Origin of the sequence: Sorangium sp. So ce726, assembly GCF_051521405.1 — a bacterium.
Classification (GTDB): Bacteria; Myxococcota_A; Polyangia; order Polyangiales; family Polyangiaceae; genus Sorangium.
This window is the reverse complement of sequence record NZ_CP150349.1, coordinates 5,398,701-5,413,875: the sequence shown is the minus strand read 5'-3', so window position 1 is coordinate 5,413,875 and position 15,175 is coordinate 5,398,701. Positions and strand designations below refer to the sequence as shown.

General features: G+C 72.3%; 10 protein-coding genes and 1 pseudogene. 7 read left to right on the top strand and 4 right to left on the bottom strand.

Annotated features, from left to right (window positions below; all coding sequences use genetic code 11):
• Nucleotides 1-3: 3 nt before the first annotated feature.
• The 3 genes from WME79_RS20125 to WME79_RS20115 all read right to left on the bottom strand — a co-directional run bounded on the left by WME79_RS20125 (nt 4) and on the right by WME79_RS20115 (nt 5,348).
• The gene (locus WME79_RS20125; RefSeq protein WP_437538265.1) at nt 4-1,797 is read right to left on the bottom strand and encodes a serine/threonine protein kinase; all 1,794 of its coding nucleotides are present in this window, start codon (nt 1,795-1,797) and stop codon (nt 4-6) included.
• Between the two features lie 544 nt (nt 1,798-2,341).
• A complete protein-coding gene (locus WME79_RS20120; RefSeq protein ID WP_437538264.1) occupies nt 2,342-3,196 on the bottom strand; it encodes a hypothetical protein in 855 nt (284 codons plus the stop codon).
• Between the two features lie 868 nt (nt 3,197-4,064).
• Nucleotides 4,065-5,348 carry an SUMF1/EgtB/PvdO family nonheme iron enzyme gene (locus WME79_RS20115; RefSeq protein WP_437538263.1) on the bottom strand — a complete coding sequence of 428 codons (1,284 nt, stop codon included), beginning with the start codon at nt 5,346-5,348 and terminating at the stop codon, nt 4,065-4,067.
• Nucleotides 5,349-5,463: 115 nt separating this feature from the next.
• On the opposite strand from WME79_RS20115, the gene WME79_RS20110 reads away from it, so the two are divergent.
• From WME79_RS20110 to WME79_RS20080, 7 genes and pseudogenes are all read left to right on the top strand, one after another.
• Nucleotides 5,464-7,053 (top strand): metallophosphoesterase family protein, encoded by a 1,590-nt coding sequence (locus tag WME79_RS20110; RefSeq protein WP_437538262.1) that lies wholly within the window; start codon nt 5,464-5,466, stop codon nt 7,051-7,053.
• Between the two features lie 341 nt (nt 7,054-7,394).
• Nucleotides 7,395-8,609, top strand: coding sequence for a vWA domain-containing protein (locus WME79_RS20105; RefSeq protein ID WP_437538261.1), 1,215 nt, complete (start codon nt 7,395-7,397; stop codon nt 8,607-8,609).
• Between the two features lie 90 nt (nt 8,610-8,699).
• The gene (locus tag WME79_RS20100) at nt 8,700-10,001 is read left to right on the top strand and encodes a BMP family lipoprotein (RefSeq protein ID WP_437538260.1); all 1,302 of its coding nucleotides are present in this window, start codon (nt 8,700-8,702) and stop codon (nt 9,999-10,001) included.
• An 83-nt stretch (nt 10,002-10,084) separates the two neighbouring features.
• Nucleotides 10,085-10,561, top strand: a pseudogene (locus WME79_RS20095) (ATP-binding cassette domain-containing protein); the annotation flags it as partial.
• A gap of 174 nt (nt 10,562-10,735) precedes the next feature.
• Nucleotides 10,736-11,653, top strand: coding sequence for an ATP-binding cassette domain-containing protein (locus tag WME79_RS20090; RefSeq protein ID WP_437539889.1), 918 nt, complete (start codon nt 10,736-10,738; stop codon nt 11,651-11,653).
• Nucleotides 11,650-12,735, top strand: coding sequence for an ABC transporter permease (locus WME79_RS20085; RefSeq protein ID WP_437538259.1), 1,086 nt, complete (start codon nt 11,650-11,652; stop codon nt 12,733-12,735). Before WME79_RS20090 ends, WME79_RS20085 begins: the two co-directional genes overlap by 4 nt.
• A 64-nt stretch (nt 12,736-12,799) precedes the next feature.
• Complete coding sequence (locus WME79_RS20080) at nt 12,800-13,891, top strand: ABC transporter permease (protein WP_437538258.1); 1,092 nt, start codon at nt 12,800-12,802, stop codon at nt 13,889-13,891.
• Here the strand turns inward: WME79_RS20080 and WME79_RS20075 are convergent.
• Complete coding sequence (locus WME79_RS20075) at nt 13,876-15,144, bottom strand: DNRLRE domain-containing protein (protein ID WP_437538257.1); 1,269 nt, start codon at nt 15,142-15,144, stop codon at nt 13,876-13,878. The two genes, WME79_RS20080 and WME79_RS20075, sit on opposite strands and share 16 nt — an antisense overlap.
• Nucleotides 15,145-15,175: the final 31 nt, after the last annotated feature.

The following is a 15,175-nucleotide window of genomic DNA, read 5'->3' as shown; positions in this document are numbered from 1 at the left end:
CTGCTACTTTCCGAACTCGTCGGTGTTGTCGATGATCCCCTTGGGGGTCGTGGGCGCGGGCGGAGGCGTCGGCGGCGCGGCCGAGGCGCTCTTCGCCGATGTCGCAGGACCGCCCTTCCCCGAGGTCGGCGTGAGCTCGACCTTCGGCGGCAACGCGCCTGTGTCGGTCACCACGACGTCGGCCATCGCCTCGCCTCCCCCCTTCTTGAAGACGCGCACCCTGTGCACGCTCCCGGGCGGTCCGGTGATATCGAGGATCCCGTTGCGCGTCGTCACGCGCTTGCCCTCGACCTCGACCGAGGCGTCGGCGGGCAGGATGACGACCTGAACGCGCTTCGGCTGCGGCTCGACCGCCGCGACCACCTCCGGCGTCGTCGGCGTCGCGGCCGGCGACGGCGTCGGGGCCGGGGTAGCCGCCGCAGGCGGGAGCGTCTCGACGGTCGCCTTCGCCTCCGGCTGCACGGCCGGCTCCGGCGACGGCCGGCTGATGAAGTACACGCCGGCCGCGATGACCGCGGCGGCGAGCGCGGCGCCGGCCACCACCGGCACCCGCGGCACGCCCGGCTGCGTGCCGCGGTGAGACTGCGTGAGCGCCCCCGTCGTCGCAGCACCGGCGTGGTTGGTGGCCGGAATGATCGCCGCCGGCGGTCCGCTCTGGAGCGGGGGAGGCGCGAACGACGGGTATCCTCCGCGGTGCTCCTGCGGGACCGCGGGGTACCCGCCGCTCTGGTTTGCCGGCGCGGTCGCAGCGTACGCGCCGCCCTGGTGCGCCGGCGCGATCGCGGCGTACGCGCCGCTCTGGTTCGCCGGCGCGATCGCGGCGTACGCGCCGCCCTGGTTCGCGGGCGGCGCGTTCGTCGCGAGCCGCGGCGCGGACTGCCGGTGCACGGCCTCCGGCAGCGGCACGAGCATGCCCTCGTGGATGCCCCAGCCGTACGGAAGGAGCGGTCGGATGGCGCCGAACATCTCCTGCGCGCTCTGGTAGCGCTGCCCGGGGGCTTGCAGGAGGCATCGGTGCACGATCGCCGCGATCTCGGGCGCCACCCACGGGGCGAAGTCCTGCACCTGCGGCGGAGGATCCGAGCAGATCGCGATGATGAGCTCACCGAGCGCGGTGATGTGATGGTACGGGGTCCGCCCGGTGAGCAGCTGGTAGAGCACGGCGCCGAGCGACCAGATGTCGGTGCGGTGATCGATCTCCTTCTGGCCGCGCGCCTGCTCGGGCGACATGTAGAGAGGCGAGCCGATCAGGTTCCCGGTGCGCGTCAGATCGGCGCCCTCGGTCTCGTTCGCCCGGTCCATCTTCACCTTGGCGATCCCGAAATCGAGCAGCTTGACGAGGATCTCGCCGGCGTCGCGGTGCGCGAGGAACAGGTTGTGCGGCTTGATGTCGCGGTGGACGACGCTCGCGTCGTGCGCCTTCTGGAGCCCGATGCACGCCTGCGCGACGATGCGCAGCGCGAGGTCGGGCGCGAGCGGGCCGACGCGTTTGATGAGCTCGTGGACGTCCTCGCCCGCGAGGAACTCCATCGCGAGGAACGGCAGGTTCGAGCCGCGATCGACGCCGGCGTCGAGCACCTGCGTGATGTGCTGTGTGTCGATCGCGCCTGCCGCGCGCGCCTCGCGCTGGAAGCGGCTCACGACCTTCGGGTCGCGGGTGAGATCGGCCGAGCTGATCACCTTCACGGCGCAGCGCCGGCCGGTCCCCGTGTGCTCGGCCTCGTAAACCGAGCCCATGGCGCCCTCGCCGAGGAGCTTGCGTATCTGATATTTGCCGTCGATGATCGTGCCGATCACAGCGTTAGCGCCACTCTAAGGGATTGCTCACGGCGTAGCAACGCCCGTGAAGGTGGCACATGCCGCCGGCGCGGCCTCGCTGGATTCAGCTGCAATTTCGCGGGCCGCGCTGCGCTCCCGCGGCGCAGCGCGTCTCACCTCACCCTCATCGCCGGCCATCCACCATCCCGACATCCCACGCGAGCCGCGGGGGCACGGCCGCGCGGCGCCGTCTCCCCTGCGTACGCGACCCGCGCTGGCGGCGACGACCTCACCTCACATGGGTCGCCCCCGCCGGCGCGGGCCCAGCCTCTGCCGTTGCAGCCGTTCGAGCGCTGCCGTCACGTCCCCGCCGTCCGCTCGCCGCCAGGGTGGTGAGCCCGTTGCGGCGCTGGCGGAGCTCACGGGGGAGAGCGGCGACGATGGGCCGACCCGAGATCGGCCATCGAGCGCCAGTGACTCACGCTCTCCCGTGGCGGCCTGCGTGCGGCGCTGGGCTTGTTTCCTCCGAGCCCCGCGCCGTCTCTGCGGCTGGCGTTAGCAGCCGAGGCCCGAGGCCCCGCAGTTACCAGCCGAACCCGTTGCCGTTGCCGCCGCCGCAGGGGCTGCCCGCGAACCCGGCGTTGCCGCCGAAGGGGCCCGCGAACCCGGCGTTGCCGCCGCAGGGGCTGCCCGCGAACCCGGCGTTACCGCCGCAGGGGCCCGCGAACCCGGCGTTGCCGCCGCAGCCCCCCGAGAACCCGTTGCCGCCGCAGGAGCCCCCCGTGAACCCACCATTGCAGGGGCCCTGGAACCCGCCACCGCAGGGGCCGGCCGAGAACCCGCCGTTGAGCGGGCCACCGATGCCCGCCGGATTGCAGGGGTTGTGGGGCCGGTTGCAGCAGGGGGGACCGAAGTTGTTGCAGGGGTTGCACGGGAAGCAGTCGGGAGCGAACACGGTGTTGAAGGTGGTGCAACTCGAGATGAACGCGGCAGGCACGCCGAAGCCGCCGAAGCCACCGAACGGCATCCCGCCGAACGGCATCCCGCCCACGCCCGGCACGCCACCGACGCCCGGCACGCCACCCGGCCCGATCGGCCCCTGTCCGACAGGCCCCTGGCCGACAGGCCCCTGCCCCATCTGGCCGATCGGCGCCTGCAGGCCGGGGCCCGCCGGTCCCTGCACGCCGACCGGCCCCTGGCCGACGTCCATGGGGCCCTGCGCGCCGATCGGCCCGCCCTTGCCACCGTACGGCCCCTGATACCCGCCTCTCGCCGACGCGCCGGCCTCGAGCGCCGCGGTGGTCGAATCGACCTGCTCGATCTCATCGACGCCGACCTCGTCGAGATCCGCGTCGCTCACCGCATCAACGGCGCACCCCGTGCCCAGCGCCGCCATCACCACCGCGAGCCCCAGCACCTTGCCATGAATCGAGAGCATGTGTTGTCCTCCTCAATATCCCGTGATGGCCGGAAGGTCCGCGCCACCCTGGGACCATCGAAGAGCAGGCTGTGTGCCTCAGCCCTCGTGTGCAGACACTGCCGCTGCGAGCTCGCGTCACTGGCCTTGGCGCATCCGCAAAAAGGCATTCTCTGGATCGACGCCGGCCTTGGTTTTCCGGGTTCTCAACGCGGAGACCGGCGGGACGGCCCCCGATCGGAGGGCGTATCGACCGCGGGCCGCGCGCCTCATGCTGGAGATGGCGAACTCAACGCCTCGTCGGCAGGCGCGGCGCGCAGCGCGCAGCGCCTCTCTCGCGGGCTTTCGAGCAGAGCGCCTGCGCTCCCGCCCGCACCGCGACCGTCGTGAACGAGAGCCGTCGAGCCCCGACCGAGGCCCGCTGGCGACGGGCGCGCGGCGCCTCCCCGCCGCTCGTCTGACCGGGCCGCAACCCGCGCACGACGTCGGACTCTCTGCGCCTGACGTGCTCAGGCTGCGCCGTTTGTGCCCCAACGGAGGCACGACACGAATCGATCGCCTCGGGCCGTAATCGTCTGCCTCCGCCACCGTAACTTCGCGGCGGGCGCTCGAAACGAGCCGCGTCAGCGAGATCCTGCGCCAATAGACCACTCGCTGCGCGCACGTGGGCTCATGTGGTCAAATCTATGTGAATGGCCCCAACCGCTCGTTGTACGCACGTCGCGTGCGCACCTGGCGGCGCAACCGCGGCAGGCGAACTGGAGGACTTTTCTCCGGAGGGCGCGCGCGCGGATCGAGCGAGACGGAAGCGCCCCGCGCGCGCCGCGGGCCGCGCTCCGCTCGCCACGATGGGCTCCAGGCCTGATCGCCGCCCCTCTTCTTGATGTCCTTATCTCTGCGCGCCCCTGGCGCCCTGGTGGTCGACGCCCCCATCTCGCTCGGCGCCGTCCGGCGGCGTGATGTCCTTGCAGCAGCGGAATCCAAGGTGGTAGTTCGCGTGGCTGCCCCTGCTCATGAGGCGCGTCGCATGCCAGTCGGGGGCGCGAAAGCGGCAGTCGTCGGCGTGGACCTCCATCGACGAGAACGCGAACCAGCTGCCTTTCATCTCGGTGAAGCCCCGATCGCCGTACCGCGCGAGCTCCTCGGGCAGGATGGGCAGGCTCATGTGCTCGGCCACGTTGCCGTGCAGATCGAAGACACCGAGGCTGCTCCGGCATGCGGGGAACGCGCCGGCCGGATACGTGTTCGAGCCGCAGCGGTCCCACCCGCCGCCTGGACAGCCGGGCGTGCGGAAGCTCTCCGTCCCGCAGAGCGCGTGGTTCTTTGCGGGGCCGTAGCTCCACACCTTCTCGCGCAGCAGGTTGTGGTGCCAGCTCGCCTCGTTCCGGGGGCGCGCCCACTCGTACTCGACGTCGGGATCCCGGAGGGCGCCGGCGCACGCCCCCTCCCACTCGTGCGCGTCGCAGATCCGTTTCCCGACCGCCCTGCACAGGAGCGCCGCCTCGCGCGCCCGGACGTGCACCACAGGGTACTCGCAGGGCACGTCCGGGAACTCGAGCTGATCGATGCACACGGGGGCATCCGCCGCGGTCTGACCGCGCGTGGGATCGAAGAGCGGCACCATCCCCGGCGCGCCGCAGGCCGGCTCGCGCGCCGGCTCGATGCCCGAGAGCGCTCGAATGCGGCGGCACTCCGATCGCGACATCGGGTGGCGCGTCAGCGCAGGGTTGCCCTGGCCGAGCACCGGCGACGCCGCGAAGATCGCCTCGACCTGCTGCATCGCCTCGTCGGGGAGCGCAAGCTCGCGCCGCATCCGCGCGAACAGCCGGAGGCGCTGCTCTTCCAGCGTGCCGGGCTCGGCGTCCTCATCATCCGCCGTGAGCGTCACGCGCTCGGGTGGCGCCGCCGGCGCGCGCTCCGGCAGCGCGCTCGCCACGAGCGGCGCCGCGCTGCGCGCCGCCGGCGCGGGCGCCCCGGTCCACACGGCCACGGCCGCGCTTGTCCACACGGCCGCTCCCGCGCCGGCAGCGCCCGCGGCGAGGAGGACCGCGGCTCTGCCGCGCCGGCGCGCAGGTGACGCGCGCGCGCCGGTCGAGCGCGCCGGCAGCGGGTCGCTCGACGCGGGTGATCGCAGGGCGCAGGCCGGCTCTATCGGCGTCTCGGTGCAGGACATCAGCGCGCGAGCTCGCGCTTACTGCTACGAGCATCCATCGATTCCGGCAACTTTCAGGGCGCTCGCGGCCCGAGCGGCTCCTTGACGGTCCTGCCCGGGGCACGTCAAATGAGGCATGGCGCGAAGGGCGGCCCTCCGAGTTCTCTACCTGGCGCTCCTGCCGGTGCTCGTCCTGCTCGCGCTGGTCCTCGCTCCCGTCCTCGTCGTCTCCAGCGTTGCGAGCCAAGGCCGCGTGTGGCGGCCGGAGACATGGAAGAAGATCTCCTACGGGAGCCGCTACTTCCGCTCGTCGTTCCGGGGGAGGCTCGGCGAGGTCGTCGACGTCATCGACGTCGTCCGCGATCGCCTGATCCTGATGTTCGTCCTCCTCGCCGCGGCCTGCGGCGCCGGCGGGCTCGCCGTGTACGCCCTCGAGATCGGCGTCCCCGCCTGGCTCTCCGGGTGGCTGGACGGGTCGTTCCTCTCCTTCCTTGCGTCCTGGTTCCCTGCGGGCGGCAGGCTCTCCTTCGGCGGCGGGGCCGCGCTCGTCCTGGCCGTGTGCACGGCGCTCGCCGCGCTCGCCCTCGGGCTCTCGCTCTATGCCTGGCTCGCGTCCGCCCTGGGCGAGGCGACCCGCGTGATCCTGCGGTATGGCGGCGCGGCGACGCTCTTCCCCGATCCTGGCGACGCGATCCCCGGCGGGCGGCTCGTCCTCTGCCAGGTCTCCGATCTCCACATCACGGCGGGCGGCCGCGAGCCGTACGAGATCGAGGAGGGCTCGGCCGCGTGGCCGGAAGGGGCCCCTCGCCCCGACACCGCCGAGCTGACAGGCCGCCTCCAGCGGCTCGTGGCGGAGATCGCCGCCATGAAGCCGCCGCTCGTCGCGCTGACGGGCGACATGACCGATCTCGGGGAAGAGGCGCAGTGGGACGAGCTCGAGGCGGCGCTCTCCGGCATCCCGGCCTCCTCGCAGGTGCTCATGGTGCCTGGCAACCACGATGTCGCCATCAACGTCGGCACGTCGCCTGACCCGTACCTCACGAAGCGGGCGGAGCGCGAGCAGCGCTTCATCGAGGTGCTCACCCGCGTGGAGCGCGGCCCCTTCCAGCCTCCCCTTCACGTCCCAGCCCGCAAGCGCGCGCCGCGGCGGCTGCGCGCGATCGCCGGCCTGTATCCGAGGCGGCTCGATCTCGAGGGGGGTATCCGCATCTTCGGCCTCAACTCCAACCGCTACCGGTCGCGGTTCGTGGGGTCGAACGCGATCGGGCAGATCGGCGGCGCTCAGCTGCGGCGCCTCGCCCGCGCGCTGAGGCGGGGGTCCGGCCCGGTCATCGTGCTCCTCCACCACCACGTGGCGCGCCTCGCGGGGCCGATCTCGCTCAACGACACGTTCATGATCGCCATGGATGGCCCGCGCCTCCTCGAGATGCTCGCGGCGTACCAGCAGAAGAACCCGAAAAAGAACAGCGCGCTCGTGCTCCACGGGCACAAGCACCTCGCGTTCTTCGGCCACTACCGCTCGAAGAGCGGCGGTCGCGTCAGCGTGTACGCGCACCCCTCGTCCACGCTCGGCCACGAGACCGACGGCCACCTCGATGGCGTCGCCAGGTTCGCGGCGATCCGCCTGACGGACGATGGTATCTGGCGCGTCGAGACGCACCCGCTCCGCCCCGCGCGCGCTGCCGCTCCTGCGCCGCCCGCCGCAGCCGAGGCGGCCGTGTCGTGAGGTGAGCGACACGACCGCTCCGTGCGGTCGGCGCCGATCCTCCAACGGAGCGAAGGGCGGCGTGCTGGGCCCGTCGCGCCGGCGCCGCGGGACACAACCGAGTCCGCGGTGAGATAGAACTCCACATTGCGCGATATGCAGGGTCGCTGCGGCGTCTGGCCGCAATGCATCATTTCTGGTCCGCGCGTCGTCCGGCTGCCACGTGGGTCAGCTATGCTTCCCGGATGGCGAGCACCGGGAGCGAGCTTCACGGCCGTGTCTGCTCCGGGTGCCTCACGCAGAATCGACGGCTTTGGCGCCGGCGACACGCGCCGGGCCGCGCTTCATGGAGGGTTCGACTTATGAGATTGCCCACGATGGCCATTGTGTTGCTGACAGTGGGTGCGATCGGCGTTGGATGTGGGGGCAATGGCGCCAGCGACGGGAGCTCGCAGAGCGGCGGCCCGGGGAGCGGGGGCTCTGGCCAAGGGAGCTCCCAGAGCACAACCGGCGATTTCGGATCGGGCGGTCCGGGCGCAAGCGGCTCCTCGGGCCAAGGCGGCTCCTCGAGCAATGGCAACTCCTCGGGCCAAGGGGGGGCGTGCGCCACCCAGTCGGCCAGCGCCGACCTCCAGCCCGTGTACCTGGCCTTCGCGTTCGACGTGTCCGGCAGCATGGGCATGGGCGACGAGCCCTGGTACGACAGGGAGCTCAAGTGGGAGCCCGTCGTCGCGGCGACGAAGCAGTTCTTCGGTGATCCCCTCTCCGAGGGCATCAACGCGTCGCTCAGGTTCTTTCCGAGCGAGGACGAGGACCGCGACGAGAAGTGCTCGGCCGAGACCTACGAGACACCGGAGGTCCCGATGACAGCGCTGCCCTCTGCGCGCTTCGCCGAGGCGATCGACGCCGTGACGCCGGCGCCCGACGCCGACTGGCGCGGCGGCACGCCCACGCTGTACGTCATGCAGGGGACGATCTCGTTCGTCGAGGCACAGCGGCGGGCCACGCCTGGCAGGTACGCCATCGTCCTCGTCACGGACGGTTATCCTGCGGGCTGCGGCGACCGGGCCAACAGGATCGAGCCCGTGGCGGACGCCGCGGCCGGCGCGCTCGCGGACGGCGTCCCGACGTACGTCATCGGGGTCGACAACCCGCCGGTCGAGGGCGCGCCGCACGACCTCGACAACCTGCACGACATCGCCGACGCGGGCGGGACGGAGCAAGCCTACCTGATCGACACGGGCAACCCCGGGGCGACCTCGGCCGCCTTCAAGGCGGCGATCGACGCGATCCGCGGCGCGTCGGTCTCCTGCACGGTCGAGATCCCGCCCGCTCCCGATGGGCGGACCTTCGACGCGCAGCGGGTCCGCGTGACGTACCAGAGCGGCGACGGTAACCCGACGGCGCTCTCCTACGACCAGGAGTGCGCGAGCGAGAACGCCTGGCGTTACGACAGCGCCGCGAACCCGACCCAGATCGTGCTGTGCGACAGCACGTGCGCCACGATCCAGGCGGACCCCGAAGCGGCCCTGGGGGTCGACTTCACCTGCGAAGACGTGATCGTGATACCGCAGTGAAACGCGGACGACGCCCAGCACACCTGCGCTCGGCGTCGTCCGTCTCGGCGGTTCTTGACACCCTGCGACATTCCCGCCCACGATGCCTCGGTGACACCTCGCCCGCCGAAGTCGCCCGCGGCCCTCGCGGTCCTACGCCCTGCTGTCCGCCTGCCCGCCGTCCTCACCATCGCGCTGTCGCTGCTGGCCGGCGCGTGCCAGGGCTCATCGACGAGCACGAGCCCGCCGCCGGAGAAGACCGCCGGCCCCAGCGCCGCGGCGCCGGCGAGCGCTGCGCCCGCAGCGGCGACCGCCGCATACAAGGTCGGCATGGTGCTGGTCGGCCCGTACAACGACAAAGGGTGGAACCAGGCCCATTACGACGGCATCCGGTCGGTCCTTGCCAAGATGCCGGACGTCGGCTTCGAGTATGTCGACAAGGTGAACCCGTCCGACCGCCCGAACGTGAAGGGTTCCCAGGTCGCGGACGATCTGATCTCGCGGGGCGCGCGGTTCGTCGTCTACAACTCCGACGATTACAAGGACGACGCCCTCGAGACCGCGCGCAAGCACCCGGAGGTCACGGTCATCCATGTCTCCGGCGATTACGCCTGGAAGGAGGGCAAGAACCACAAGCCCCAGCCCAACCTGGGCAACCTCATGGGGCGTATCGAGACGGCCCAGCAGATCGCCGGGTGCGCCGCGGCGCTCGGCACCGAGACGGGCAAGATCGGATTTGTCGGCCCGCTCGTGAACGACGAGACCCGCCGGCTGGTCACCGCGGCGTACCTCGGCGCGCGGTACTGCTGGGAGAAGTACCAGAAGAAGAAGCCGGAGGAGCTCACGTTCAAGGTCACGTGGATCGGCTTCTGGTTCAACATCCCTGGCGTCACCCTCGACCCCACGAAGGTGTCCGACGACTTCATCGGCGGCGGCTTCGACGTGCTGATGACCGGGCTCGACACGCCCGAGGCCGCGCTGCAGGCCAAGAAGGCGAGCGGCGCGGGCAAGAAGGTCAAGTACGTCCATTACGACCACAGGGCCGGCTGCGACCTGGCGCCGGAGAGCTGCCTCGGCGTCGCGTACTACAACTGGGCGCCGCTCTACCGCGACGCCCTCGAGAAGGCGCGCGCGGGCAAGTACGCGAGCGAGTTCGTCTGGCAAGGGCCGGACTTCCGCAACCTGAATGGCGAGTCGTCGGTCGTCGGCTTCGTGCCTGGCGCCGCGCTGGGAGAGGCGCAGGCGCCGCTCGGCGCGTTCGTCATCGAGCTGACCAACGGGCTCGACCTCTTCAAGGGGCCGCTCAAGTTCCAGGACGGCACCGAGTTCCTGAAGGACGGCGAGGCCGCGACGCCCCAGCAGATCTGGTATCTGCCGCAGCTGGTCCGGGGGATCACCGGGCCGAGCAAGTAGCCGCCTCCGGGCGGTGATCCATGCAGATCGAGATCGAGCGCGTCGCGAAGCGGTTCGGCCCGGTCAAGGCCAACGACGACGTGTCGCTGACGATCCAGGCTGGCGCCGTCCACGGGCTGCTCGGTGAGAACGGCGCCGGCAAGAGCACGCTCCTCCGCGTCCTGGGCGGGCTCCTCCGGCCGGACGCGGGCCGATTGCTGTTCGACGGCCGCCCGGTGGCGCTCGCGAGCCCGGCGGACGCGCTCGCCGCCGGCGTCGGCGTGCTCCACCAGGAGCCGCTCGATTTCCCGCCGCTCACCGTCCTGGAGAGCTACCTCGTCGCCCGGCCCCACGCGGCCGGCGCGGGCGGCGGCGCGCGCTCGCCGCTCCCGATCCGCAGCCGCGCGGCCGGCGTCTTCCTCCCCCGGCGCGCGGCGCGCGAGGAGCTGCTCGCGCTCGCGGCGCGCTTCGGCTTCTCCGTCGACCCGGACGAGCACGTCGCCCGGCTCACCCTCGGGGAGCGCCAGCAGATCGAGCTCTTGCGGCTCCTCTCGCTGGGCGTCCGCGCGCTCCTCCTGGACGAGCCCACGACGGGGATCTCCGGGACGCAGCAGGAGGCCCTGTTCTCCGCGCTGCGGCGGCTCAAGGCGGACGGCAAGGCGATCGTCCTCGTGTCGCACAAGCTCTCGGACGTCGAGGCGCTCTGCGATCGCGTGACGGTGCTGCGGCACGGCAAGGTGGCGGGAGAGGCAGAGATGCCAGCCGGGGCCGATCGCCTCGTCGCGCTGATGTTCGGCGAGGCGCTTGCGTCTCAGGAGCGGTCCCCCGAGGCGGGCGGCGGCGCGGCGCTCGCGCCCCTGGAGCGCCTCCCCGAGCCGAGCGGCGGCGAGGCGCTCGCCCTCGAGGGTGTGGCGTTCGGCGATCACCGGCTCGACGTGCGCATCGCCCGCCTCGCCGTCCGCCGCGGCGAGGTGATCGGGCTCGCGGGCCTCGAGGGGAGCGGCCAGCGCCTCCTGCTGCGCGCCTGCGCGGGGCTGCTCCGGGCGCGGCGGGGCCGTGTCGTCGTGGGCGGGGCCGACCTGACCGGCCGCCCTTACCCGGCCTTCCTGCGCGCCGGCGTGGGCTACCTGCCCGCGGATCGCCGCCGCGAGGGCCTCATCGCGGGCCTCTCCATCGAGGAGCACGTCGCGCTGCGCGCGCCGCGGCCTGGGCTCTTCCTGCGCCCGCAGGAGATCCGGCGCGCCGCCGAGCGGGCGATCGAGGCGCTCCGGATCCGGGGCCGGCCCGACACGCCCGTCGAGCGGCTCTCCGGCGGCAACCAGCAGCGCACCCAGCTCGCGCTCCTCCCCGCGGACCTCGCGCTGCTCCTCCTGGAGCAGCCGACCCGGGGGCTCGACATCGCGTCGGCGCGCTGGGTCTGGGAGCAGCTCCTCGCGCGGTGCCGTGCCGGCGCGGCGCTCCTGTTCGCGTCGTCCGACCTCGACGAGCTGATGCGCTACAGCGACCGTATCCTCGTGTTCAGCGGCGGGCGCGTCTCGCCGCCCGTCGGCATCGCCGACCTCACGCTGGACCGGCTCGGGCGGATGATCGGCGGCGAGCTCGACGACGCCGCCCTGCCCTCGGCGCTTGCTGCACCTGCGCCGCCTCCGGCGCCTGCGGGGTCCGACCGATGAGCTCCGAGCCGAGCGCCCCAGGCGAGCCCGCTGCGCACCGCGCGCCGCGCCGCGGGGCTGTATCCCTCCTCCTTCGCCTCGCCCCGCTCGCCCTGGCGTTCGCGCTCGTGGCGGGCCTCTGCGCGCTCCTCGGCGCCTCGCCGGCGGCGGTGGCCGCGGGCCTGTGGCAGGGCGCGTTCGGCTCCACGGATCGCGCCGCGCGGGTGCTCGCCACGCTGGCGCCGCTGCTCCTCTGCGGGAGCGGCCTGCTTTTCACGTTCCGCGCCGGCCTGTACCACCTCGGCGTCGAGGGGCAGCTCGTCCTCGGCGCCGTCTGCGCCACGGGCGCGGCGCGCGCCCTGTGGCCGCACCTTCCGGCGGGGGCCGTTGTCGCGCTCTGCGTCGGCGCGGGCGCGCTCGGCGGGGTGCTCTGGGGTGCGCTGACGGGCGCGCTGCACACGCGCGTCCGGGTGAGCGAGATCTTCGCGGGCCTCGGCATGAACTTCGTGGCCCAGGGGCTGGTCCTGTACCTCGTCTTCGGCCCGTGGAAGCGCCCTGGCGTCGCGTCCATGGCCGGCACCGAGCCGCTCGACGGCGCGCTCTGGCTCTCCACGCTGGGCGGCACCGATCTCAGCCCCGTCGCGCTCCTGCTCGGGGTCCTCTCGCTCCTCGGGACCGCCGTCGTGCTCGGGCGGACCCACCTCGGGCTCCGGCTGCGGGCGGTGGGGCTGAGCCCGCCGGCCGCGGAGGTGCTCGGCGTGCTCGCCGCGCGGCAGGTGCTCCTCGCGTTCGCGGTCTCTGGCGCGCTCGCCGGCATCGCCGGCGCGCTGCAGGTGCTCGGCACGTACCACCGGCTCATCCCGAGCATCTCGAGCAACCTCGGCTTCCTCTCGCTGCTCGTGGTGATGCTCGCCGGGCGGCGCGCCGCGCTCGTCGCGCCGATCGCCCTGTTCTTCAGCGCGCTCAACGTCGGCAGCCTGGAGCTCCCGATGACGCTCGGGCTGGAGTCCTCGCTGGCGGGCGTGCTCCAGGGCGCGCTCGTCCTGTTCGCGCTCCTGTCCCCGCGGGTGGCGCGCGGCGGCGGCCGGCGGGAGGTGGTCTGATGGGACGAGGCCCGATGGAGGAAGACCTGATGGAAGGACGCCTCCAATGGGAGGAGCAGTCCGCATGAGCGGCGGCGGTGCCGAGCTCCTCTCGCTGCTCGCGACCGCGCTCGCGGCGTCGACGCCGCTCGTCTACGCGGCGGTCGGCGAGACGCTGACCGAGCGGGCCGGGGTCATCAACCTCTCGGCCGAGGGCGCGATGATGCTCTCGGCGATGGTCGGCTTCGCGGCCGCCCTGTCGACCGGGAGCGTCCTCGCCGGCTTCGCCGCCGCGGCCGCGACCGGGGCGCTCGTCGCGCTCGTCGTGGCGATCGGCGGGATCTACCTCGGCCGTTCCCAGATCGCGATCGGCTTCGTCCTGGCGATGCTCTGCGCGGATCTCTCGTCGGTGCTCGGCGGCCCGTACGTGCGCGTCCCCGGGCCGACGGTGCCGGCGGCGTCGATCCCGGTGCTGCGGGACGTGCCGCTCGTGGGGCCGTTGCTGTTCCAGAGCGATCCCCTGGTGTACGGCAGCTACGTCCTCGTCGCCTGCGCGTGGCTCTTCCTTTATCGCACGCGCGCGGGGCTCCTCCTCCGCGCGGTGGGCGAGCAGCCGGCGGCGGCGCACGCGCGCGGGGCGCATGTGACGCGGGTGCGCACGGCGGCGACGCTCGTGGGCGGGGCGCTGGTGGGCATCGCCGGCGCGGCGTACTCGCTCGATTTCAAGGCGGGCTGGAGCCACCGCCACACGGCGGGTTACGGCTGGATCGCGCTGGCGATCGTGATCTTCGGCGGCTTCCACCCGGTGCGGGCGGCGCTCGGCGCGTACCTCTTCGGCGTGCTCTCGTCGGCGGCGAGCCTCGGCCAGAGCGCGCTCCCATCGGTGCCGACGCAGGTCTTCAGCGTGGCGCCGTTCGCGCTGATGATCGCGGTCCTCGGGCTCACCTCGAGCGGGCTCTTGGAGCGCGCCTCCGCGCTGCTGCCCAGCGCCGCGCGCCGCCCGCTCCTGCGCGCGTTCGACGCGACGCCTCCCGCGGCGCTCGGGCAGCCCTACCCGGCGGACGACGGGGCGGAGGAGCGGCCGCGCGGCGTGGATCAGAGCGCCGAGGAGCGGCTGTGTGGTGTGGGTGATGGGGCGGAGGCGCGGCGGCGCGGGATGGATCAGCGGGCGAGATAACAGACCTCGAGCCAGGGGCGGTCGCTCTGGAGGGGGTGATCGCTCGAGCGGTACGACGTGCGCCCCTCTGTCCCCTCCTCGACGAGGAAGCCGTAGTTCGGGGTCGTGCCGTCGACCCACGCCTGGACGAGCCCGGTCAGATCGGCGCTCATGGCATAGGCGCTGACATAGGTGAGCTCCGCCGCGGTGGCCTTGTCGTAGCTCGCGGCGAAGCTCTGCCAGGTCACTTTGTCTTCGCTCCACGGCACGGTGATCCGGTGAGCGCGGACGGTCTCGTCGCTGGTACCGAAAGCGACGACGCCGAACTCTGCCGAGGTGACCGTGGCCCCGGCGGGGATGCTGTCGAGCCCGAACCGGAAGAGCGCCTGCTTGCGCGCGCCGTGGGAGTCGCCCGAGTAGTTGTAAGGGATGTGGCCGTCGCTGTAGCGGGGGAAGGCTTCCCAGATATCGGCGTCCTCGACCGCGCCGAAGGCGCCTCGCTGCAGGGTGACGCATACGTCTTTGCATGCGTCCCCGAGGCCGTCAGCATCGCTGTCGAGCTGGTCTGGATTCGCGGCAGCGGGGCAGTTGTCGCAGGCGTCGCCGATCCCGTCGAGATCGCTGTCGGTCTGGTCCCAGTTGGCGACGGTGGCGCAGTTGTCGGTTGCATCGCAGAACGTGTCGCCGTCGACATCGCCGAGCGGGCACGGATCGCAGGCGTCGCCGATCCCGTCTCCGTCCGCGTCGGCCTGGTCCGGGTTGTCGTGGTTGGCGCAGTTGTCGCAGCCCGCGCCCAGGCCCGGCGCGATGTCGTCGTCGTCGTCGCTCGTGAGCGATGACAGCCCGAGCTCGTAGCCGTCGCAGACGTCGCGATCCGCGCAGGGGATGGGGCCGGAGACCGCATCGTACAGGCAGAGGAGCGACGCGCCTTCGGTCGCCTCGACGTAGACGCGGGCGAAGCCGACGGCCGTCGACCCGCCGTTGACGACATCGACCTGGAGATCATTGCACGCTGCGGGATTGTAGAGGGCGAGGACGTCGGGCTCGGTGAACGTCACCTGGAGCGTCTCTGAATTGCAATCGCAGCCGTTGGTGCTCGCGACCGTGTCGAGGTGGACCCCATTCAGGTACAGCGAGAACGCGCCGGCGCCGCAATCGGCGTGGTTGATGGTGAACGTGATCGCGGTCGGTGCCCCGAACGCCGTCCCGGGGATCCCTGCGAGCACGAGGAGTGAGAGGCAAGCGCTGGCAGCGCTCGTATGGAAGTATCGCATGATTCTTCTTATATTCTTAGTTTAGACAACA